Source organism: Desulfitobacterium sp. LBE (genome assembly GCF_007830365.1).
Taxonomy (GTDB): Bacteria; Bacillota; Desulfitobacteriia; order Desulfitobacteriales; family Desulfitobacteriaceae; genus Desulfitobacterium; species Desulfitobacterium hafniense.
Genome location: NZ_VLKD01000001.1, coordinates 1,914,299 through 1,934,787, shown reverse-complemented (window position 1 = coordinate 1,934,787; position 20,489 = coordinate 1,914,299). Strand labels below are relative to the sequence as shown.

Below are 20,489 nucleotides of genomic sequence, written 5' to 3'. Positions count from 1 at the left end.
CTTGAGTGATGCTCTTTGCTGTAGGCAAAATATTCTGTTGACTTACAGTGGTACTTGATATAATGTTGACTAAGGGAAAGTTTAGGAAAAAACTGAATATCAGGCGGAATAGGGTTGCTTAAATGCATTAATAGGGAACTCCGGTGTGAAGCCGGGACAGCCCCGCTACTGTAAGAAGGACGAGTCCCTTAGAGGATCCACTGGTGAAAACCGGGAAGGTAAGGGATGAGGATGAGTTCAAGTCAGGATACCTGCCCCATTCCGGAAACACAAGTTTTCGGGGGAGAATAAGTGTAGCAAATTTATGGGTAGGATGATCGCTCATCTTTACTTATTACATGACGTTTGCCAGAGCCGAATACACCGGCTCTTTTTTTATTATCGGAGTATATGCTGGAAGGTAGAGTATATATTGGAAGGTGATGAGATGCGCTATTATTGTTTGGAAATTGATGAAGGAGAAAAAGAGCCCTACGCCTATGGAGCAAGTGTAGGCGAATGGCCAAGAAAAGAGATCCATTGTCCACTATGCCAAAGAGAATGGAAAAAAAGCACAATGTATGACTGGGGAACCGATAACCCTATTGTTTTGTCTAATGATAATTATCCTGATTTTCTCTGGTTTTATATCAACCATATCTCAGGGAAGGCCAAAGACGTTCTGGAAAGAGAAAAGATTACGGGTTACAGCTTAGAGAAAGCTCATGTACTATCCGTCCGTGATCTATCGGATCTGCAACTAAAGGAGCTCCGGCGCCAGGGGATCAGAATCCATAAGATACCCACGGAACCGCCGGCCTATCACAAGCTTCATGTCGCCGTGAGTGCCGAATTTTATAAAAAATCAAATGTTATTCTGCTCGATCGTTGTCCGGAATGCGGCTACGAAACCTATAGTGCCGAGAACAAGGAGCGGGTTGAAGCGCGGGATTACCTTTATTTAAGAGAAGAATCCCTCAAAGGAGCGGATCTGTTCAGAGCCAAGGGCTACGGTGTTACCGTTTATTGCTCCGAGCGATTTGTGGAAGTCTATAAAAGACACGAGCTCACAGGGCTGACATTTACCGAGATTGAAGTGCTTTGATATCAGGCACTTCTTTTTTGAGCATAAACATAGCTTTGTATACCCCAATTTTATAACTATATAAACCTATATAACCTAATTTAATGTAAAATAAAATCAGGATATTTATTTTTGTGTTGATTTATGTTGTGTTATGTTTATGGATAAACAACGAAATTGAATAGTTTTCCGAGCTCCTTTGTCTAAAAGACTATCTCATGACGGAGGAGCCTGAGCAAACCGCTCACGGGGTCAGTCAGGAAACCAGCTGGCCTTCACTGATGAAAAGGAAGCAGAAAATACAGGATTGACAGATCGGATGCTGGCTTTTGCTGTTTTCGTCATCAGGCGGTTTTGCTTTAGAAAGGCAGGCCGCCTTTTCTGTTGGTAATGAGTTCTATGATGTTATTCATATTGTGTCATTTATATTGTTTTTATAAGGAGAAAACCATGGCAAACAATCAGCATGATCACATCAGCTGCCCCTCCTCATCCTGCATCGGTTGTGCCACACGCTGTCATCGGCAGCAGAATGATCCGTTCTCCCGGGATGAGGCTTTGGCGATCCTTTTCGACCAGGCCAAATTTGAACTGGCCAAGGAATTCGTACCACTGAATGAAGCTTTGGGCCGGGTGACTTCGGAACCGACCTATGCGGCCTTCTCGGTGCCTTCGGCAGATACCGCCCAGCATGACGGAATTATGGTGAACTGGGAACAGGCTAAAAAGCTGCTTGAGAGCGGCAGCCGGGTGCTGGCTGAACATGAATTTTGTCTCCGGGCCATGGGCGCGGTGATTGAACCGCCTTTTGATACAGTGATTCCGTTGGAACAGGTAAAGCATTGGACAGATGGAAGAGTGGAAATCAAGGCCCTGCCCGCACCGGGGCAGGGAATCAAGGGGGCAGGCAGCAGCATCAGGGGGGGTGAGCGGCTTGTTCCGGCCAATTACCGACTAAACCCGGCTCATCTCTCGATCCTGCGTTTTGCCGGAGTGGAAACGATAACCGTATGGAAAAAGCCCAAAGCTGCCATCATTCCGGTGGGGGACGACCTGGTGGCACCCGGCCGCCGGCCCGGCCCCGGACAGGTAGTGGAGTCGGATAGCATTCTCTTGGCAGGGATCCTTCAGGAATGCGGCGGGGAGGCCTGGACAGAACCGGTGGCAGGGGATGGGGTAGACCTGATCTGCCAGGCTATTCTGCAGGTTATCTTCCGCTGTGATGTTCTGATTCTGATCGGGGGCTTAGGCCGCAGCGGAGCCCGGTATGGGGATTATACCGTCCAGGCTGTCGAAAAACTGGGCAGAGTGCTGGTCCAGGGCATGGGATTCAACCCTGGTGGGAAAGCCATGCTGCTGGCAGAAATCCAGGGGAAATGTGTCGTGGGAATTCCCGCGCCTCCTCATGCGGCTCTGACTCAGGCTGAGCAGTACCTGCCGGCGATTATGGAACGCTTTCTGAGTTGTCCGTGTTATGAGCGGCCGGAGATCAAAGCCCGGCTGCATGAAGATTACCAAAGCGGAATCCGCTCCGGCCGTCATGCTCATGTAGGTCTCCGTTGGACCGGGGAGGATTATGAGATTGTTCCTATCCGGATGGGAGACACAGTGGATTGTTTTGTCAATGCCACGGGGATTTTGATGGAGGAAGCTGAGGACCGTTTGCTAAAAAAGGGGGAACCAGCTACAGTACGGCTGCTTTGCGGCGAAAAGACGCTCAGGCGGCGCAGTCAAACTGGGCAGGACAAACCCATCGGGTAAGGAGTGCATAAACCATGATTAGAGCAGCTGTTTACGGTAAGGGAGGGATTGGCAAATCCACCACCACCTCTAATTTGGCGGTGGCCTTGAGCGGGATGGGCTATAAAGTAATGCAGATCGGCTGCGATCCCAAGGCGGATTCCACGCGGATGCTGACCGGGGGCCGGTCCATTCCTACCGTTTTGGAGCTAGTGCGCAGCAGACGGGATGACCTGCAGGTGAGCGACTTTGTGCAGGAGGGCTATAACGGGGTACTTTGTGTGGAAGCAGGGGGTCCTATGCCCGGCATCGGCTGTGCGGGACGGGGAATTATCACCGCTTTTGATACCTTGGCGGAAATGAAGGCTTATGAAGTCTACCAGCCGGATATTGTGCTTTACGATGTGCTGGGAGATGTGGTCTGCGGCGGCTTTGCCATGCCTCTGCGGGGGGAGTATACGGATGTGGTCTTTATCGTTACCTCGGGAGAGATGATGTCCATGTATGCAGCTTCCAATATCGCCGCAGCTTTGGCCAATTTTCGCAGCCGGGACTATGCCCGTTACGGAGGGCTGATCCTGAACCGGCGCAATGTGGACAGGGAGATGGAGCTGGTGCAGCAGCTGGCGGCGGAAACTCAGGGCGAGCTTATTTCCGTTATTCCCCGGGCGGCCGAGATCCAGAAGGGGGAAGAGCAGGGCAAGACGGTTATGGAGATTTTTCCGGAAACGGAGATTGCCCAAGGCTACCGCACTCTGGCCCGGCGCTTCCTTGAGGTGTGCGAACATGAGTAAAAGGGTTCAAAATAATCTTCTCTATTATATTCCCAACCGGAGCAGGTCAAAAACGATTCTGCGCATCCCGGAAAGCCACAGTCTCCATATCTGCCCCACGGCCTGTGGCCGCCGCAACGCTATCCGCGCTTTGCAAAACGGGGAAAAGGAGTTTCTCTCCTTTCTATATATTGGGGAAGAGGATGCGGTTTCCGGGCAATATGTGGAGAATATCGGCGATGCCGTAGAGGAGCTCCTGGAAGTGCTGGAGCCGGTGCCCAAGGCCTTTGTGCTGTACTTCAACTGTATCGACGATTTTCTGGGTACTGATGAAAAAGCGCTTTTGCGGGAGCTGAAAAGCCGTTTTCCCGGGCTTTATTTCACAGTTTGCCATATCAATCCCGTGGCGGCTGATGAAAAAATATCCCAGGGCATGCGCAAGCATAACCAGATGTATGGGCTGCTGGAATATACGGAGCAAAAGGAAAATAGCCTCAATTTCATCGGCAATTATGTTTCCCTCGACCCGGAGAGCGAGTTGTTTACTGTCCTGAAGGAGTGGGGGATTGACACCATACGGGAGCTTTTCACCTGTGAGACCTTTGCGGACTATCAGAAGATGGCCTCCAGCCGGTTAAACCTGGTCCTGATGCCGATGGGTCAGGTTGCCGCTCAAAACATGACGGAAAAGCTGGGCATTCCTTATTATGACAACCCGGTTTCCTATGATATAAAGGAAGTTTTGCAGCATTATCAAGATCTCGCCGACCTGTTGGGCAAGTCCTGCCCGGATTTTGGCGGGGAGATCCGGCAGACCCTGCTGGACATCATAGTCGCCAGAGAAATGGTGGGGGATATTCCGATTGTTGTGGATTCTTCCGCCTCCATGCGGCCTTTTGCTTTGGCCAAGGCTCTTCTGGGCTACGGCTTTCAAGTGAAGGCGGTCTTTGCCCCCCATTCTCCCCGGGAGGATGCTGAGGAGCGGCAATGGCTGGCCGATCATCACCCTCAGGTCACCGTAATTTACCGAGAGGGTGTCAAAGCCGTTGCCGGTTATGGCCTGGACAAGGAATGCATGGCAATTGGCTATGACTGTGCTTTTTTGCTGAAGGCCAGGTATTTTGTGAATATGTTCAATGACGAATCCCATTATGGGTTCCACGGTATTCGCAAGCTGATGGGGCTGATGGGCAAAGCTGCCGCCAGGTCAGCGGACTGGGAACACCTGAACGAGAAAAAGGATGAGGGGAAGTGAGCATCATGGAACGGCTAGCTGTCTATCTCCCGCCTTTTGCCAGCGATTACTCCGGAGTCTGCTCTGCGCTGTATGAATTGAACTGTCTGATCATTATCGATGATGCCTCATGCTGTACCCGCAATTATGTCACCTATGACGAACCCCGCTGGACGGAAAGCACGCGCAGCACCTTTGGTTCCAATCTAAGAACCATTGAAGCAGTGCTGGGGGATGAAGAACGGCTGATCAGCCAGACGATTGAAGCGGCAGAGAAGCTCAAGCCGGAATTCATTGCTCTGCTGGGCAGCCCTGTGCCGGCGATTATCGGCAGGGATATGAAGGGTATCGCCCGGGAGATTGAAGCGCGCAGCGGTTTTGCGGCCTTAGGATTTGATACGACCGGATTTTCCTATTACAACAAAGGAATTTCCGCCGCTCACCTGCAGCTGCTTCAGCGATTCGCTGTCCCCGGAATCCCGACGGCTGCCGGTCATGTGAATATTTTAGGCCTGACTCCCCTGGATTTCTCGGCCAATGATAACAGCAGAGATCTAATTCGTCTGCTGGAAGATAACGGCTTCCGGGTTAACGTAAGCTTTTGGATGCAGACGGGATTGGACCAGGTGCGGCGGGCTCCCGCCGCGAAGGTCAATCTGGTGGTATCCCAGTCCGGTTGGGCGGCTGCTCAATACCTCTATAAAAGTTACGGTATTCCCTATGTGGCGGCGGCTCCTTTAGGGATAAGGCACAGCAGGATGGTGCTGGAGGCTTTAGGGCAGACCATGGCGGATAAGCAAAATCGGATCATTAAGGATGCCAAGACGGGAACTGGTGCTGCTTGGCTGGCCGCCGGAGAAGATGGAGCTTGGCCGGCGGCAGGGACAGGGGCTTTGCTGATAATCGGCGATCAGGTAATGGCCAATTCTTTGCGGGCCGCTCTCCGGCAAGCCGATTGCAGGCAGGACATCACCGTGGCCAGCTTCTTTGACCTGGAACCGGAATTGGCTTTACCCGGCGATCTGCTGCTGAAAAGCGAAAAGCAGCTGATTAAGCTTTTGCGCAGCGGCGCTTATACAAGGCTTATGGCCGATCCGCTGATCCTCAGTATTCCCGCCGCAGCCGGGCTTAAGGGCCATAGCCTCCCGCACCCGGCCATATCCAGCCTGCTGCACTGGCAGGATGTGCCTCTTTTCCTCGGCGAGGAATTTGAAAAGCTCATTTTGAGCTGGAGTGACGGCAATTAAAGAATAATTTAACAAAGCAAAGGAGAAACAACATGAGTGAAGATACGAATTTGTTTATCACCAGAGGGGAGGCTTTGGAGCTGCTGTCCAGCTCCTGGAATCCGGAACAGGAAAGGGAATGGATCTCCTTAAAAGACGCTTTAGGGCGGGTTACGGCAAAGCCTCTTTATTCTCAAAACACCATGCCGGTTTACCGCATCTCCCAGGTGGATGGCATTGCGGTCCGCTTCAGTGATTTTATGAATGGCATCCCCGATACTTCAGGCTGGGTGAAAGGTGTGGACTATGTTCAGGCCGATACCGGGGATGACTTCCCCGATGAGTTCGATACGGTTATTCCCGTCGAGGATACTCATTACGACAGCGACGGCCGGCTTGGTCTAGCCAAGGGTCTTACTCTGAAAGCAGGAGACTGTGTAGGAGCGGCAGGAACAGCAGTGCGCCAGGGGGATCTGATCGCCGACGCTCAGGTCAGGCTGACTCCTTTGCACCTCAGCATGCTGGCCCTGAGCGGCATTTATCATTTGGAAGTGCTGCGGAAGCCCAGAGTCATTTATATCCCCACCGGAAGCGAATTGATTACAGCCGGAATCAGACCGGAGCGCGGTCAAACCATCGAGAGCAACAGCCTGATGGTAACCGCCTTGCTGGAGCAATGGGGAGCGGATGTGACCTGCTATCCCATTATCAAGGACAAGCCTGAAGAACTGGCGGAAGCTTTGGATAAAGCCCTGCAGGCCGCTGATCTTGTTTTAATCAACGGTGGCTCCTCCAAGGGCGCTGAGGATTTCAACACCGCTCTCCTGAGGAAAAGGGCCGATCTTTTCCGGCACGGAGTCAGGGCTATTCCCGGCCGACCGGTGGGTATGGCCATCATCGCTGGTAAACCGGTGATCAATATGCCCGGACCTACTTTTGCCACATTTTTGGCCATGGATTGGTGTGTCTCCGGTCTGGTCCATCATTATTACGGACTGCCGGCACCCCAGCGGCCGAAAGTCAAGGTCAGCTTAACCAAAGCTCTTGAGAAGCGGCCTGATTACGAATTCTATTTCAGGCTGATGGTGACCGGGAAGGACGGGGGCTATGAAGCCACTCCCCTGGGCTGGGATCGGAATCTGCCCGATTCCCTATTGAAAATGGACGCAATTTTGATCGTGCCCATCGGTGTTGCCGGGTATCAAGCAGGAGAAGAGGTTGAAGTGGAGCTCATGTGCGGGCCTGAATATCTTTGAACAACACTTCATTCAGTAATAAAGGGGAGTCAAGATTGAAGATCAGAAACAGTGAATATTTTGGTGTCAAGATCCTGCTCCTGGTAGCTTTAACAGTGGCATTGTTTTTCGGCTCCTTTCTGGTGGGACGCTATCCGATTCCCCCCCAGACGGTCATGGATATCATCCTCTCCCAATTTTTACCCATCCCCCAATACTGGGATTCTACCCTGGAAACGGTGGTTATGCAGGTACGCTTGCCCAGGATTGCCCTCGGTATTCTGGTGGGAGGGGCCCTGTCCGTTTCCGGTGCTTCTTACCAGACCCTGTTTAAGAACCCTATGGTCTCGCCGGATCTGCTGGGCGTGTCGGCGGGGGCGGGCTTCGGAGCGGCTCTGGCCATGATCAATGATGGTTCATGGTGGCAGATCCAGACCACGGCCTTTACTTTTGGCATGATCGCCGTTATAGCCGCCTATATCATCGCTTATGTCTTCGGGAGGCAGACGATTACGATCCTGATTCTGGGCGGGGTTGTGGTTTCCAGCTTGTTTCAGTCTTTGATTTCTATTATCAAGACCTTAGCCGATACGGAAAACCAATTGCCGGCCATTACCTTTTGGCTGATGGGGGGCTTGGGCAAAGGGGCCAATCAGGATGTGATGCTGATGCTGCCGGCCATGGTGCTTTCCCTGGCGCTGCTCTTCCTGTTTCGCAATCAAATCAATGCTCTGGCTGCCGGGGAGGATGAGGCGGCCACGATGGGGGTCAATGTGCCCCTGGTCAAGCTGATAGTCATCTGCAGCTCCACCCTGATGACGGTTTGCTCCGTCAGTATCTGCGGTATTATCGGCTGGGTGGGCATGGTCGTCCCCCATATTGCCCGGATGCTTACCGGTGCCAATTACTCTAAGTTGGTGGCCACATCCTTCTTTATCGGCGGGGTTTTTCTGCTCCTGATCGATAATATCATCCGCGGTGTGGAAGGGGTTGAACTCCCCCTCGGCGTACTGACAGCTTTGGTGGGTACTCCCGTCTTTGTCCTCCTGCTGTCCAGAGTGAAAAAGGGGTGGTCCTGATGCTGAGTGTTAAAAGCTTAAGTTTCCACTACCAACCGGAACGAATCATCCTCAAAGATATTTCCTTTGATCTGGACAGCCATGAGATTCTTTGCCTGCTGGGGCCCAACGGGACCGGTAAAACCACTCTGCTCAGATGCATCCTTTCCCTCAATAAAATGAAAAGCGGCCGGATTACCCTGAATGGTTTGGAGTTAAGCAAAATTTCCCCCAAAAGGCGGGCGGAGATGATGGCTTATGTCCCTCAGGCTACCACGGTGGCTTTCCCTTACGAAGCCGCGGAGATCGTACAGATGGGGCGGGTCGTCAATCTGTCCCTGGGAGCCCGGCCCTCGGCACGGGATCGGAAGCTGGCTGAAGAAGCGATGGAGAAGATGGGAATTCTGCACATGAGCAGCTATCCCTTTAATGAGATGAGCGGCGGAGAAAAGCAGATGGTGCTGATCGCCAGAGCCATTGCCCAACAGGCCAAAATTCTGGTCATGGATGAGCCTACCGCCAATCTGGATTATTATAACCAAGTAAAAATGCTCAAGGTGATCAAAGCCTTGGCTGAGCAGGGGTACGCCATCTTAATGACGTCCCATTTTCCGGATCACGCCTTTCTGGCCTGCAGCAAAGCGGTGCTCATGCGGGACGGCGTGATCATGGCCCAAGGACACCCTGATGAGGTCGTAACCACCGAGAATCTGACCAGGCTTTATTCTACCCCTGTCTGTGTAGCTGAAGCCAGATTGGATGCTATGGATACCGCTATGAAAGTGTGTATCCCGGTTATGAATAATTAAAAAACAAAACAAAAGGAGAGGTATCATGAAACTGAAAAGAAAAATTCTTGCCCTGCTTATGGCGGCTCTGCTTGCTGTGAGCCTGGCCGGCTGCGGACAAACCAGCCAGGCCCCTGCCAATCCACCGGCTGCACCAGAGGCCGGCACTCCAACTGAACGCACAGTCACCGATATGGCCGGACGCACAGTGACTCTGCCTGCTGAAGTTAAAACTGTAGGAACCTTCGGCTCCATCGGCGTTCTTAACGCCTTTGTGGAAACCCTGAGCGCAGGGGAAAGACTCGCCAACGAAGGCTCCCCATCCTTTGTCAAAAGCCCCACCTGGGAAAAATATCAGTACCAATTCACACCTCATATCAAGAATCTGAAACCTTTCCAAGGTGCGGACAACGAACTGCTGATGGAAAATATCCTGGCCGCCAAACCGGATGTTTGCCTGACCATGAGTACCGACCTGACCGAACAGCTGGAAAAGCAAGGACTCAATGTGGTTCAGCTTTCCTGGACGAAGACCGAAGATGTCAAAGAATGCATCACTCTCCTGGGCGAAGTGCTCAACCAGCAGGAAGTTGCCGCCGATTATCTGAAATACTTCGATGATATGTTGGCCAAAACGGCAGACCTGACCAAAGATATTAAGGATGCCGATAAGAAAACCGTGGTTTATGGCAACGTGAGCAAATTCTCCCAACCCCATGTGATCGCCGAATGGTGGATTGATAAAGCCGGCGGCATCAGCGTGACCAGCGAGGCTATGACGAAAGCGAATAAAGAATCCCTGACCTATACTCTGGAGGATTTGCTGAAGTGGAATCCGGATGTGATGTTCGTAGCCAGCGCCGCCGAGAAGAAAGACGTCCTGGCAGACGCCCGTTTGGGTGAGATTACCGCTGTCAAGAACGGCGCCATCTATATCGTCCCCCGCATTGCTCATGTCTGGGGCAACCGCACCACCGAACAGCCCCTGACCATTATGTGGGCTATGAACAAACTCTATCCCGAGATCGTAACGGACAGCCAGCTGGCGGAAGATATCTCCTACTTCTACAGCCACTTCTTCAAATACGATTTCAATGCTGACCAGCTTAAGGAGATTATGGGCCAATAATGATTGTGGCCGGCTGAGCAGCCGTTGCAACCCAGTAGCTCTGCGTTGACGCTGTACGTTTACGCAGAGCTACAATTCAATACAGCGGGACAATTCTACAGCGGATAATCCTATGGAAAAGAGGGAGTGACATGTATCCGAATTTAACCAGTGAGCAGGCTTTGCTCATTTTGCAAAGTGCCCGGAATCCGGATAAAGCCTATGATTTATTTGCCCAGGCGGCAGAAGTCAGAGACAAAGTTTTTGGTAAACGCTTATGGTGGTCTTCAGGCTCAGGCGGTATTTTCCCTTGCCTGGTCAAGCCCCGTTGCTCCTATTGCACTTATTATACAGAAAAGCTGTTTCCCACCGATGTTTTGCTGACAGGTCTGGAACTCATTGAAAGTTTGGGGATTCAGCAGTTCCATATCAGCGGCGGAACGGATCTGGACGAAGGGTATGACGAACAGCTGCTGGAGCTTGTGCAAGCCATTAAAACCCGTTCAGGCTTAAAGCTGGAAATCAATCTGGGACCGTCTTTTCGGCAAGAAACCGTTCTGGAGTTAAAGAAACTGGGCATCGACAGCGTTACCAGCTCCCTGGAGTGCAACACGCCGGCGATCTTTGCCAGGGCCAAGCCCGGTGATAGTCTGGAACGGCGCCGTGAATTGCTGCACCATTGTGAAGAGGCGGATATGCCCAGCCGCTCCATGATGCTCCTGGGACTGGGGGAAACCGATCAGGAGAGAATTGAGCATTTGTTCTATTTGCAGCAGTTTAAAAAACTCTATCAGCTGCGTTTATCCCGTTTTATGCCTTTTCCGGGAACTCTTTATAAGGACAGGTCCCGCTGCTCACCCTGGGATACTGCTCTGATCACGGCGATGGCCCGCCTGATTCTGCCCAATCTGGAGATCAGTTTGGCGGCAGGCAACAGCAATGATGATATACCCCTGTGGTATCTGGCGGGAGGGGGCAGCCAACTGCTCGGCGTATCCATCACCAGAAAGGAACCCCCGGCGACTCCGGATGTGGATGTCTATGCCATCGGGGAAGGAGCCTATGTGGTCGATAAGCGCCAACAGGTGGCCAGGGTCCTGGAGGGCATGAATCTGGAGGTTACTTGTGAGATGCCGGATTACCGGGCCCTTCAGTCACAATTTTAACAAAACATTTTTTACCGATTTTCAAGACATCTCCATCGGCTAAGACCCGGTCCAGATCACTGATTTTCTGCTGATTGAGCTGGACGCCCCCTTGTTGAACCAGACGTCTGAATTCCCCATTGCTGGCGGTAAAGCCGCTTTGGACGAGGAGGGGAACAAGCTCAATCAGCCGGCTTCGGGCCTTGATGGGCAGCAAGGGGAGCTGAGCGGGGATGGCCTTCTTGCTGAAGGCGGCCTCATAATATGCTTTGGCAGTCATGACATCCTGTTCTGTGTGATACAGCCGGGTGATGATCTCGGCCAAAGCATATTTGACATCCCGGGGATTTTTACCCTGGGCCAGCTCTACCCGGAAGGCTTCGATGCGGTCCGGGTGTTCATCAGTGGCCAGTTCAAAGTATTTCAGAATCAAGGGATCGGGGACTTCCATGACCTTTTTAAACATCACCGGGGCAGGCTCATAGACTCCGATATAGTTCCCCAGGCTCTTGCTCATTTTTTCCACGCCGTCCAGCCCTTCTAAAAGCGGCATAAACATGGCGATCTGTTGGGGCTGCCCCATGGCCTTTTGCAACGTCCTGCCCATGAGGATGTTAAAGGTCTGGTCGGTGCCGCCCAGCTCTATATCTGTTTGCAGAGCGACTGAATCATAGGCCTGCATTAAAGGGTAGAAGAACTCATGGATGCCGATGGGGACATTGCCGCTGAACCGCTTTTGGAAATCGTCCCGTTCCAGCATCCGGGCCACCGTAGTGGTGGCGGCAAGCTTGAGAACATCCTCGAAATTCAGTTTGCTGAGCCATTCACTATTATAACGGACCGTGGTTTTTTCCTTATCCAGCACCTTGAAGATCTGCTCGAAATAGGTGCGGGCATTTTCCTTAACCTGTTCATCGGAAAGGGCTGTGCGGCCCTTGGCTTTGCCGGATGGATCACCGATCTTGCCGGTAAAATCGCCGATCACGATCACCGCTTCGTGACCCAGATCCTGCAGCTGCTTAATTTTGCGCAGCACTACGGCATGGCCCAGATGAATATCCGGTGCGCTGGGATCAAGCCCCAGCTTGATGACCAGAGGGCGGCGGTTTTTATGGGATTCCGCCAGTTTGTTTTTCAGTTCCTCAGCATTGACCAGCATACTGACTCCTTTGGTAATGATCTGAAATTGTTCTGCTATTGTTTGCATAGTGACTCCTCCTTGATTAAAATAAAAACAAAAAACTCCCGTCCTTCATTGCCAGAAGGACGAGAGTATGCTCCCGTGTTACCACCTTACCTTTACGAACAATTCCCATTGCCCGCCTCTTCGAGTACGCCATGGATATGGGTATACTCTAGCACTATAACGTGTGCAGGAAACCGTCACAGCCTACTGAAAGATGTTCGGTGTGAAGCTCAAAGAGGTATTCATAACCAGCCTGCCAAGCGCCTCTCATCAGCCGGCAACTTTCTGTTTGCGGTACGGGTTATTACTTGTTCTTATCACAGCTTTTGTTTTGCTACTCCGAAATGCAGAAAGCTCTGCAAATCTTGATTGGAGATATTAAATTAGGGTCTATTGTAGTGAAGCAAGGGAGAATTGTCAAGTGTCAGTTCATGCACCAATTCAAAGGTCGGTTCCTTCAAGCGTCTGAGAAAGTTGCTCAGAAGGCAGGAGAGTGTTATGCTAGGCTGAAAAGGGTTAAACTGAAATAGGGGAGATGATCAAGAGGTGAATGAGGTTTTTTCCGGTGTCCGCGCCAAGTGGCAGCCGCTGTATGAAGAGCTTCGCAGCATGGCTGTGGAAAAATTAGGACCATTTGAAGAACATGAGACCGCAAGTGCCGTACTCTGGCGGCATAGCTCGGCCTTTGCCGAAGTGAGTGCCAAAAAGGATGGCCTGGTGGTCGCTTTTGCTGCCCCTGTCCGCCATGATGAATGGCAGCCGGATAAAGTAGTGCAGACATCGAAAAACCGGGTGGCCCATTATTTTCAGATTGTGGACAATGGTCAGTTCCCGGCCTTGGTGGAGGGTATTGCCGAGGCTTACCATCTTACCAAGTCCAACCGTCCGTCGAAGACCCCTTCGGAAAAACCCGTCTTTACAACCATTGATGAATATATCGCCCTCTTCCCCCCTGAGCTGCAGGAGATACTGGAACAAATCAGGCAGACCATCCGCAAGGCCGCCCCGGAGGCTGCAGAGAAGATAAGCTGGCAGATGCCGACCTTCCGGCAGAAAGAGAATCTTGTCCATTTTGCTGTGGCGAAACATCATATCGGATTTTATCCGGGTGAGAGCGGAGTCCGTGCCTTTGCTGATCAGCTGAGAGGTTATAAAACCTCCAAGGGCGCGATCCAATTTCCACTGTCCGAACCCATGCCCTATGCTTTGATCGCAGAAATCACCCGCTTCAGGGCGGGGGAAGTGGAATAAAGGATTTTAAGAGAGCGTAAACATACTAAAGGCCAGCGTTTGCTGGCCTTTAGCGGCAGTTATTTATCGTTTGCCAAAGCTTTCAAATGTACGACGAACCATTTCTCCACCAACGGAACCGTTTTGACGGGAAGTGGCATCCGGACCTAAAGTGACGTTAAATTGGGTTGCTACCGTGTTTTTGTCTACAGGTAAATTGTACTTTGCCATGATTGATTACCTCCCAAGATGTTTAGTAGTTTAGGTTTTTTGAGGCTTGAATCACTGATTCTAATTTACCCGATTTCAGGACAAATAATCAGGAAATTTATGGACTGTGAAGAGGAATGACATTGAAAAACCCGGTGGGAAGGCCTTGGATTATCATTGAAAGGATTTTGCGTATGGAGAAGCTTATTCATTTGCTTGAAGTTCATGGACCCCTCACAGGTAAAGAAATCCACGAAAAAACTGTCATGAATCTTTTTGATCTTTGGGAGGAGTGCAATCAATGCGCTGATATTGTCACGAAAACCATTGGCACCAAGTATCTCAGGCTGGACAAACATGTGGAAGGCTTTGCCCGGCTTTCTCCTTCGATCATCAGAGAATTTTACAATTACACAGTGCTTAGTTTGAAGGAACAGTCTGAGGAAGCCCGGATCAAGGCGGAAGAGCTCCATCAATCCATCATCAAGATCAGCAAAGATAAATTGGCGCTGGCGAAGGATATTATGGAAAAGATCATAGCAGCTCAGCCGGATCCGCAAGGTATTCAAGAAAAAACCTGCTTTATTATTGCGGGTGACGTGGCCTATGACATGGCTCATCTTGAACCAAGGCCTGAATTTTCCACAGGGAAATTGGTCAATGGCTCTGATCTGGATATCGTGATTGTTTATCAAGACTTGCCGGAAGAGAGGATCAAAGAGCTGGACTCCGCCATCTATGATTGGAAATTTTATTTGCTTAAACATCCCGGTTATAAAGAGGAAATCGATTATGTGATCAAGGATCTTGCCACAGTGGAGAGACAGTTGGAATTTGTCGGATTTGAATCCATGGTGGCGGCCAAGGTTCTGGAGGAAGGGCAATTCTTGTGCGGGAACCAGGCTCTGTTTGCCGAGGTCAAAAGAAGGCTGGTCGAGGGCGGGATACCTGAGGTGTTAGAGGATCTAAAAGCCAGGGCTTCTCTGGAAAGAGAACAGGCCAGGAAACGGCTCCTGGCCTGTAGAGATTCAATCAATGATCAAGAAATGAGACAGCTTTTTTATACCACCGATGAAAGAGAAGAGTTCTTTTGAAACTTAAAATTCTCACAGCCCATACGCACATTTAATGTTTTCGGTATGTCTGTAATGAACAGAGTTTGTTAATTGGGAAGCTGCTCCTTCATCAAGCACCACGGTGATTTCGCCGCTGTGCAGCTGGATAGCCGATGCGGTAACCTGAGAGGTCACGGGACCTTCTAAGCATTGGGCGACCATGCCGGCTTTTTTAGCGCCATTGACGATCATTAAAATATTCCTGGCTTCCAGGATGGTTCCGATGCCCATAGTGATGGCAAAATGAGGCATCTGGCTGCGCTCGATACCGGCTTTCTTGTAAAAGGCTTCATAGTTATCATCCAGGGTATGCTGTGTCAAGACTACGACCCGGGTTCTGGAACTGAGAGATGAACCGGGTTCATTGAAACCCCAATGGCCGTCTCCGCCAAGTCCTAAAAGCTGCAGATCGATACCCCCGGCTTTTTTGATTTCGTCCTCATACCACTGGCAGAACCTTTTTGGTTCTTTGCTTAAGCCATCAGGTATGTGGATATTTTCTTTTTTGACATTAATATGTTTTAACAGCTCTTCGTGCATGAAGCGGGCATAGCTTTGATCGAGTGGATAAGGCTTCTCCAAATCCATTCCGGTCCCCAGGTATTCATCCAGATTAAAGGTTTTGACTTGGGAAAAGTCAAGGCCTTCTTCCCGATGTTTTCTGATCAGCTCCCGATAAATGCCGATGGGAGTGCTTCCCGTGGCCAGTCCCAGCACACAATCCGGCTTGGACCGAACATAACCCGCAATAATGTCTGCGGCATATTGGCTCATATGTTCATAATTTTCTCTGATAATAATATCCATGTTTTTCTCCCAGCTCACTCTAATAATTAGGATTGAAGATACTTATTTATTTTACTAAAAGTCTATGCAAAGATAAATACTCTTGGTATTAAAATCATTTTTAAAAAAAGGCAAAAGTCTTAGCAGATCATCAGGAAAATCATAGTTTTTATGGAAAAATTAATAGTTTCTTTATAAGTTTGCTGGTAAATTACTGTTATAATGAACCTATTGATATCTTGGTAATTTATGCAAAGAAATAATTTTATAATAATCAGGAGGAGATTATGCAACCAGATACCAGTATTTCAAACAATGTTCATGGAAGGGGTTCGTTTTTGCGGAGACACCGCAAGAAACTAATCGTCGTCATTATTTTGCTCGCCGGGGTGCTGATTGCTTCCCAGGTTTTGAACCGGCAAGCCGGCTTGATCCCCGTAAGTGCGGCGGAAGTGGTTCAAGGCAACTTCGAACAAAATGTTTTTGCCAGCGGCAAATTGGAAGTGAAAGACCTGGCTGAATTCAGGGCTGAAACCAAAACCACGGTTCAGGAGATCCTGGTCAAGCCTGGGGACAAAGTAGCTAAAGGCCAGATTATTTTGATGATGGATACCGGCAACCTGAATGTGGAAGCATCCCAAAAGGAGCTGGAAGGCAAGGAGCTCCGGGCCAAAATAATCAATAGTGAATCGAATATCAGACTTCTTCAGCAAGCTTATGATCTGGCGCAAAAGGATTATGACAATACGAAGATTCTTATGGAAAGCGGCGCGGCCAGCCTTAAGGAATTGGAGCAGGCCGAGCAAAAGGTGACTGAGACCAAAGAAAAATTAGTGGTGGAGCAAGAGGCCAATTTGCCTCTGCTCAAAGCTCAGCTCGAGCAAGCTGAAGTGCTCTACCGGAAAGCCCAGGAAAAATTGCAGAAAGCGACACTACATAGCCCTTACGAGGGGATCGTTTTGAATTTACCGGTCAAGGCTGGCCAGGAAGCGGAGATTGGAACGATCCTGGCGCAAATCGGTAATCCGGCTCAGCTTTTGATTGAAACAGGTATCAATGAAGTGGACGCCGCCCTGCTCAAGGTAGGAGATCAGGTGGAAATAACCAACAGCGCCCTGCTTAAGGAACCCCTGCTCGGCAGTATTGAAGCCATTGCTCCTACAGCCGAGGTGGTGGCAACCTCTCAAGGTGAGCAAACCCAAGTGAAAATCAGGATTAATGTGCCGGCTACTGAAGGAGAATCTCCCTTAAAACCCGGTTTTAATGTTAATCTTAAAGTCATCCTCCAGCAAAAGGAACAAGCGTTGTTAGTTCCTTTGGAAGCAGTCATTGAGGGTGAAGGTCAGAAACTGGTCTATGTCGTGGGACAGGATGGGATAGTGACCGAAAAAGAAGTGCAGACAGGCTTAAGCAATGAGCTGTTCATGGAAATTGTCGCGGGTCTTCAAGTGGGAGAAAAGGTCATTCTGAACCCCGATGGACAAATCAAGGACGGAGTGCAGGTGATCGTTAATGCTCAAAGCAACTGACTTAGTTAAGGTCTACCATACGGAGAAAATTGCCGTAACGGCCTTGAAAGGGGTTACCTTCCATATCGCGGCCGGCAGTTTTGTGGCGATTATGGGCCCTTCAGGTTCAGGGAAATCCACATTGATGAATATTTTAGGGTGCCTGGACACGCCCACCGCCGGGCAGTATATCCTGGATGGACTGGATGTTTCCCATATGGAGGAGCAAGATCTGGCCAAGGTCCGCAACCTTAAAATCGGCTTTGTCTTCCAGACCTTTAATCTCTTGCCGAGAATATCCTGCTTGCGCAATGTTGAGCTGCCGATGATTTATGCGGGAATTGCGGAAAAGGAAAGAAAAGAGAAAGCTTACAATGCCCTGGAAAAAGTGGGGCTGCTGAAGTGGGCGGCTCATCGCCCTACAGAAATATCGGGGGGGCAGAGACAGCGGGTAGCCATTGCCCGGGCTTTGGTCAATAATCCGGCCATCATCATGGCCGATGAACCCACCGGCAATCTCGACACCCGCTCGGGAGAAGAAGTGATGGCGATCTTTCAGGAGCTTCATCAGCAAGGGGCTACCATCGTCCTGGTCACCCACGAACCGGAAATCGCCCGGCATACCCAGAGAATCCTTAAATTCCGGGATGGTCTGCTCAGGGAAGATGAAGGGGTGCAAGAGCCGGTTCAGGCCAGAGACATTCTGGCCGGACTCCCTGCTGAGGAGGACCCGGTATGAATTTAAAAGAATGCATTCAGGTTGCTTTCGAAGGGATCAGAGCCAACAAAATGCGCTCGGCCCTGACCATGCTCGGCATTATTATCGGGGTAGCGGCCGTCATTACCGTAGTGGCCATCGGGCAGGTGGGCCAGGCGGCGATTATGTCTTCTCTGGAGAAGATGGGCACCAATTTGTTTTGTGTCTATCCCCGCAGTGATGAACAATCTTCTCTTACCGAAGCTGATATGATGACCGTTCAGGATTTAGAGGTCATCCGCAATGTAGCCACCGATATTCAATACATTTCCCCGGCTGATTCATGGTCTTTTTCGGCCCAATATGAAAGAAAGAGCAAACAGGTCTATGCTTATGGGGTTTGGCCTGAGTACAAGCAGATCAGAAATATTCAGCTGGAAAAAGGCCGGTTCCTGTCCGAAGAAGATGAAAAGGGAGGCCGGAGGGTAGCGGTCATCGACAGCAAGCTGGCAGAAGACCTGTTCGGCCGGGGAGAAGCTCTGAAAAAGCAAATCACGATCTTTGGCGCCTCCTATACGGTCATTGGCATAACCCAGCGGGATGACAGTTTCCTGATGGGCGGGCCGAATCAGCGTTCATCCCTGTATATTCCCTACTCCGCTTTGCGGACCATGGTTAATATCGATTATGTTCCTTATGTGGAAGGCAGTGCCGTGAGCAAGGATAAAACCGACAGCGCTATGAACCAGGCCAAAAAGATCCTGAACAGCCGTCATCATGCGGAGGATCGGTATTATGCCTATAGCCTGCAGCAGGATGTGGAACAGATTGACACCATTATGACCATCTTGCAGCTGGTAATCGGCTCTGTCGCTGCGATCTCCCTCTTGGTAGGGGGGATCGGGGTCATGAATATCATGCTGGTCTCAGTGACTGAGCGGACAAGGGAGATCGGCATCCGCAAGGCTTTAGGAGCCAGATATAAGGATATTATGATCCAATTTCTCATTGAGGCAGTGGTCATCTGTTCCATAGGCGGGGCCATCGGTGCTTTGCTTGGCATCGGCGGCGGTGTCCTGGCCGCGGGCTTGGCGAAGATTCCGCCGGCCATCTCCCCCCTCACGATTGTGATTGCTTTTGGCTTTTCCACGACCATCGGGCTTTTCTTCGGCCTTTACCCGGCCCGCAAAGCCGCTAAGATGAGTCCTGTTGAAGCTTTGCGTTATGAGTAATGTGTTAATGCAGATATAGAATAAGCAGCAAAATCCCCTGCGGAGATTAAACCGGCAGGGGATTTCTCACTATGTAAAAAGTAAAAAACTTGCACACTATACTTTCTAAGCATAAGGGCAGCTAGGCAGCCGCTTTCCCCAGAGGCTCAGCTACAGCCGGGCTTTCTTTAATAATAAAAGGGGAATGATTAAGAAAGAATAGAATGGAGGGGGTTGAGCATAATGGCTGTTGATATTAATAAGAAGATGATTACTGTGCAGGGCATAAACATACAATGCTTTGATGCCGGAAATGGCGCGGCAACGATTGTCCTGTTACATGGCGCCGGAGTGGATTCAGCCATGATGTCCTGGGCTGAGGTTATACGGCTCTTGGGAGAAAACTATAGGGTGATTGCTCCCGATTTGCCCGGTTATGGCGGCAGCGACTCCATTGACGGTGAATACACCCTTGAGTTCTACACTGAAACAGTGAAAGGGATTATCGAAGCATTCCAATGCCCGCCGGTGGTGCTGGTGGGGCTTTCTCTGGGCGGTGGCATTAGTTTGAATATGGCCCTTAACTATCCTGGGCTGATCCGCTTATTGATACCTGTCGACGCCTGGGGGCTGTTTCCCAAGCTTCCCTATCACCGTTTGACTCATTGGTACACCCGCTCGAAATTAAACGACAATTTATACCAATGGACCGGCAAGTACCCCGCTATTGTTCGTTGGTCCCTGGCCTACAACTTATTCGGAGATAAGTCAAAGGTCACCGAGGCTTTGGTGGAAGAGGTCCGGGATGGGATGCTGGAGCCTGAGGCCGGGAAACCCTTTATCTCCTTTCAAAGAAGCGAAATCACCAGGACCGGTTTGCACACGGATTTGTATAGCCGCCTCTCGGAAATAGCCGTGCCAACCCTTCTGATCCATGGCAGCAAGGATAAGGCGGTGCCCCTCAAAGACGCTTTGGCGGCCAGCAAGCTGATCCCCAATTGCCAACTGCATATTATGGAAGGCTGCCGGCACTGGCCCCAGAAAGAGCGCCCCGAGGAGTTTGCCAGAGTAGTGGGGGATTTTATTGCGGGACAAAACCTCTGAACAACTGTTTGTATGACAAATAGTGTTGTGGTACACTTTGAGAAGGACTTAAAGAAGCATAGAAAGGTGAGC

Annotated in this window: 19 protein-coding genes, 2 riboswitches and 1 other annotated feature; of the genes, 16 read left to right on the top strand and 3 right to left on the bottom strand. The window is 50.5% G+C overall.

Annotated elements, in window-relative coordinates; translation table 11 throughout:
- Nucleotides 1-94: 94 nt before the first annotated feature.
- Nucleotides 95-274, top strand: a riboswitch (cobalamin riboswitch).
- 153 nt (nt 275-427) lie between these two features.
- The 10 genes from DESLBE_RS09195 (at nt 428) to DESLBE_RS09150 (ending at nt 11,391) form a co-directional block, all read left to right on the top strand.
- A complete protein-coding gene (locus tag DESLBE_RS09195; RefSeq protein WP_243131273.1) occupies nt 428-1,084 on the top strand; it encodes a double-CXXCG motif protein in 657 nt (218 codons plus the stop codon).
- Nucleotides 1,085-1,238: 154 nt separating this feature from the next.
- Nucleotides 1,239-1,371: riboswitch (molybdenum cofactor riboswitch) on the top strand.
- Between the two features lie 142 nt (nt 1,372-1,513).
- Nucleotides 1,514-2,824, top strand: a complete 1,311-nt coding sequence (locus DESLBE_RS09190) for a molybdopterin molybdotransferase MoeA (RefSeq protein WP_144676367.1) — start codon at nt 1,514-1,516, stop codon at nt 2,822-2,824.
- Between the two features lie 14 nt (nt 2,825-2,838).
- Nucleotides 2,839-3,597, top strand: coding sequence for a nitrogenase iron protein NifH (locus DESLBE_RS09185; protein WP_144676365.1), 759 nt, complete (start codon nt 2,839-2,841; stop codon nt 3,595-3,597).
- A complete protein-coding gene (locus tag DESLBE_RS09180) occupies nt 3,590-4,831 on the top strand; it encodes a nitrogenase component 1 (RefSeq protein ID WP_144676364.1) in 1,242 nt (413 codons plus the stop codon). The genes DESLBE_RS09185 and DESLBE_RS09180 overlap by 8 nt, the downstream gene beginning before the upstream one ends.
- A 5-nt stretch (nt 4,832-4,836) precedes the next feature.
- Complete coding sequence (locus DESLBE_RS09175) at nt 4,837-6,057, top strand: nitrogenase component 1 (protein WP_035248471.1); 1,221 nt, start codon at nt 4,837-4,839, stop codon at nt 6,055-6,057.
- A 32-nt stretch (nt 6,058-6,089) separates the two neighbouring features.
- Nucleotides 6,090-7,292: a molybdopterin molybdotransferase MoeA gene (locus tag DESLBE_RS09170; RefSeq protein ID WP_018304982.1), complete on the top strand. Its 1,203-nt coding sequence runs from the start codon at nt 6,090-6,092 to the stop codon at nt 7,290-7,292.
- A 35-nt stretch (nt 7,293-7,327) separates the two neighbouring features.
- Nucleotides 7,328-8,350 carry an iron ABC transporter permease gene (locus DESLBE_RS09165; RefSeq protein ID WP_015943502.1) on the top strand — a complete coding sequence of 341 codons (1,023 nt, stop codon included), beginning with the start codon at nt 7,328-7,330 and terminating at the stop codon, nt 8,348-8,350.
- Nucleotides 8,350-9,138, top strand: a complete 789-nt coding sequence (locus DESLBE_RS09160; RefSeq protein WP_005812501.1) for an ABC transporter ATP-binding protein — start codon at nt 8,350-8,352, stop codon at nt 9,136-9,138. The genes DESLBE_RS09165 and DESLBE_RS09160 overlap by 1 nt, the downstream gene beginning before the upstream one ends.
- 25 nt (nt 9,139-9,163) lie before the next feature.
- Nucleotides 9,164-10,246, top strand: coding sequence for an ABC transporter substrate-binding protein (locus tag DESLBE_RS09155; RefSeq protein ID WP_018304983.1), 1,083 nt, complete (start codon nt 9,164-9,166; stop codon nt 10,244-10,246).
- Nucleotides 10,247-10,377: 131 nt separating this feature from the next.
- Nucleotides 10,378-11,391 (top strand): radical SAM protein, encoded by a 1,014-nt coding sequence (locus DESLBE_RS09150; RefSeq protein WP_015943504.1) that lies wholly within the window; start codon nt 10,378-10,380, stop codon nt 11,389-11,391.
- Here DESLBE_RS09150 and tyrS read toward each other — a convergent pair.
- A complete protein-coding gene (gene tyrS, locus DESLBE_RS09145) occupies nt 11,345-12,577 on the bottom strand; it encodes a tyrosine--tRNA ligase (protein WP_018304984.1) in 1,233 nt (410 codons plus the stop codon). The two genes, DESLBE_RS09150 and tyrS, sit on opposite strands and share 47 nt — an antisense overlap.
- A 52-nt stretch (nt 12,578-12,629) precedes the next feature.
- Nucleotides 12,630-12,886 (bottom strand) — a binding site (T-box leader).
- A gap of 216 nt (nt 12,887-13,102) precedes the next feature.
- Between tyrS and DESLBE_RS27415 the strand changes: the two genes are divergently transcribed.
- On the top strand, nt 13,103-13,807 hold the full coding sequence (locus DESLBE_RS27415) for a DUF5655 domain-containing protein (RefSeq protein WP_144676362.1): 705 nt from the start codon (nt 13,103-13,105) through the stop codon (nt 13,805-13,807).
- 63 nt (nt 13,808-13,870) lie between these two features.
- Here DESLBE_RS27415 and DESLBE_RS09135 read toward each other — a convergent pair whose 3' ends face one another.
- The gene (locus DESLBE_RS09135; protein ID WP_005812514.1) at nt 13,871-14,017 is read right to left on the bottom strand and encodes a small, acid-soluble spore protein, alpha/beta type; all 147 of its coding nucleotides are present in this window, start codon (nt 14,015-14,017) and stop codon (nt 13,871-13,873) included.
- Nucleotides 14,018-14,133: 116 nt separating this feature from the next.
- On the opposite strand from DESLBE_RS09135, the gene DESLBE_RS09130 reads away from it, so the two are divergent.
- Nucleotides 14,134-15,090, top strand: coding sequence for a hypothetical protein (locus DESLBE_RS09130; protein WP_242830601.1), 957 nt, complete (start codon nt 14,134-14,136; stop codon nt 15,088-15,090).
- Between the two features lie 12 nt (nt 15,091-15,102).
- On the opposite strand, the gene nagB is transcribed toward DESLBE_RS09130, so the two are convergent.
- The gene (gene nagB, locus DESLBE_RS09125; RefSeq protein WP_018213547.1) at nt 15,103-15,918 is read right to left on the bottom strand and encodes a glucosamine-6-phosphate deaminase; all 816 of its coding nucleotides are present in this window, start codon (nt 15,916-15,918) and stop codon (nt 15,103-15,105) included.
- Nucleotides 15,919-16,184: 266 nt separating this feature from the next.
- Between nagB and DESLBE_RS09120 the strand changes: the two genes are divergently transcribed.
- The 4 genes from DESLBE_RS09120 to DESLBE_RS09105 all read left to right on the top strand — a co-directional run bounded on the left by DESLBE_RS09120 (nt 16,185) and on the right by DESLBE_RS09105 (nt 20,417).
- Nucleotides 16,185-17,426 (top strand): efflux RND transporter periplasmic adaptor subunit, encoded by a 1,242-nt coding sequence (locus DESLBE_RS09120; RefSeq protein ID WP_018213546.1) that lies wholly within the window; start codon nt 16,185-16,187, stop codon nt 17,424-17,426.
- Nucleotides 17,410-18,144, top strand: a complete 735-nt coding sequence (locus DESLBE_RS09115) for an ABC transporter ATP-binding protein (protein ID WP_144676360.1) — start codon at nt 17,410-17,412, stop codon at nt 18,142-18,144. The genes DESLBE_RS09120 and DESLBE_RS09115 overlap by 17 nt, the downstream gene beginning before the upstream one ends.
- Nucleotides 18,141-19,334 (top strand): ABC transporter permease, encoded by a 1,194-nt coding sequence (locus tag DESLBE_RS09110; RefSeq protein WP_005812525.1) that lies wholly within the window; start codon nt 18,141-18,143, stop codon nt 19,332-19,334. Before DESLBE_RS09115 ends, DESLBE_RS09110 begins: the two co-directional genes overlap by 4 nt.
- Nucleotides 19,335-19,556: 222 nt before the next feature.
- Nucleotides 19,557-20,417, top strand: coding sequence for an alpha/beta hydrolase (locus DESLBE_RS09105; protein ID WP_144676358.1), 861 nt, complete (start codon nt 19,557-19,559; stop codon nt 20,415-20,417).
- The last annotated feature ends 72 nt before the right edge of the window (nt 20,418-20,489 follow it).

Coding starts and splice junctions, on each gene's coding strand:
- DESLBE_RS09120 (WP_018213546.1), top strand. CDS start 16,185: ATGCAACCAGATACCAGTATTTCAAACAATGTTCATGGAAGGGGTTCG.
- DESLBE_RS09175 (WP_035248471.1), top strand. CDS start 4,837: ATGGAACGGCTAGCTGTCTATCTCCCGCCTTTTGCCAGCGATTACTCC.
- DESLBE_RS09135 (WP_005812514.1), bottom strand. CDS start 14,017: ATGGCAAAGTACAATTTACCTGTAGACAAAAACACGGTAGCAACCCAA.
- DESLBE_RS09185 (WP_144676365.1), top strand. CDS start 2,839: ATGATTAGAGCAGCTGTTTACGGTAAGGGAGGGATTGGCAAATCCACC.
- nagB (WP_018213547.1), bottom strand. CDS start 15,918: ATGGATATTATTATCAGAGAAAATTATGAACATATGAGCCAATATGCC.
- DESLBE_RS09110 (WP_005812525.1), top strand. CDS start 18,141: ATGAATTTAAAAGAATGCATTCAGGTTGCTTTCGAAGGGATCAGAGCC.
- DESLBE_RS09150 (WP_015943504.1), top strand. CDS start 10,378: ATGTATCCGAATTTAACCAGTGAGCAGGCTTTGCTCATTTTGCAAAGT.
- DESLBE_RS09195 (WP_243131273.1), top strand. CDS start 428: ATGCGCTATTATTGTTTGGAAATTGATGAAGGAGAAAAAGAGCCCTAC.
- DESLBE_RS09155 (WP_018304983.1), top strand. CDS start 9,164: ATGAAACTGAAAAGAAAAATTCTTGCCCTGCTTATGGCGGCTCTGCTT.
- DESLBE_RS09130 (WP_242830601.1), top strand. CDS start 14,134: ATGACATTGAAAAACCCGGTGGGAAGGCCTTGGATTATCATTGAAAGG.
- tyrS (WP_018304984.1), bottom strand. CDS start 12,577: ATGCAAACAATAGCAGAACAATTTCAGATCATTACCAAAGGAGTCAGT.
- DESLBE_RS09170 (WP_018304982.1), top strand. CDS start 6,090: ATGAGTGAAGATACGAATTTGTTTATCACCAGAGGGGAGGCTTTGGAG.
- DESLBE_RS09105 (WP_144676358.1), top strand. CDS start 19,557: ATGGCTGTTGATATTAATAAGAAGATGATTACTGTGCAGGGCATAAAC.
- DESLBE_RS09115 (WP_144676360.1), top strand. CDS start 17,410: ATGCTCAAAGCAACTGACTTAGTTAAGGTCTACCATACGGAGAAAATT.
- DESLBE_RS09190 (WP_144676367.1), top strand. CDS start 1,514: ATGGCAAACAATCAGCATGATCACATCAGCTGCCCCTCCTCATCCTGC.
- DESLBE_RS09180 (WP_144676364.1), top strand. CDS start 3,590: ATGAGTAAAAGGGTTCAAAATAATCTTCTCTATTATATTCCCAACCGG.
- DESLBE_RS09160 (WP_005812501.1), top strand. CDS start 8,350: ATGCTGAGTGTTAAAAGCTTAAGTTTCCACTACCAACCGGAACGAATC.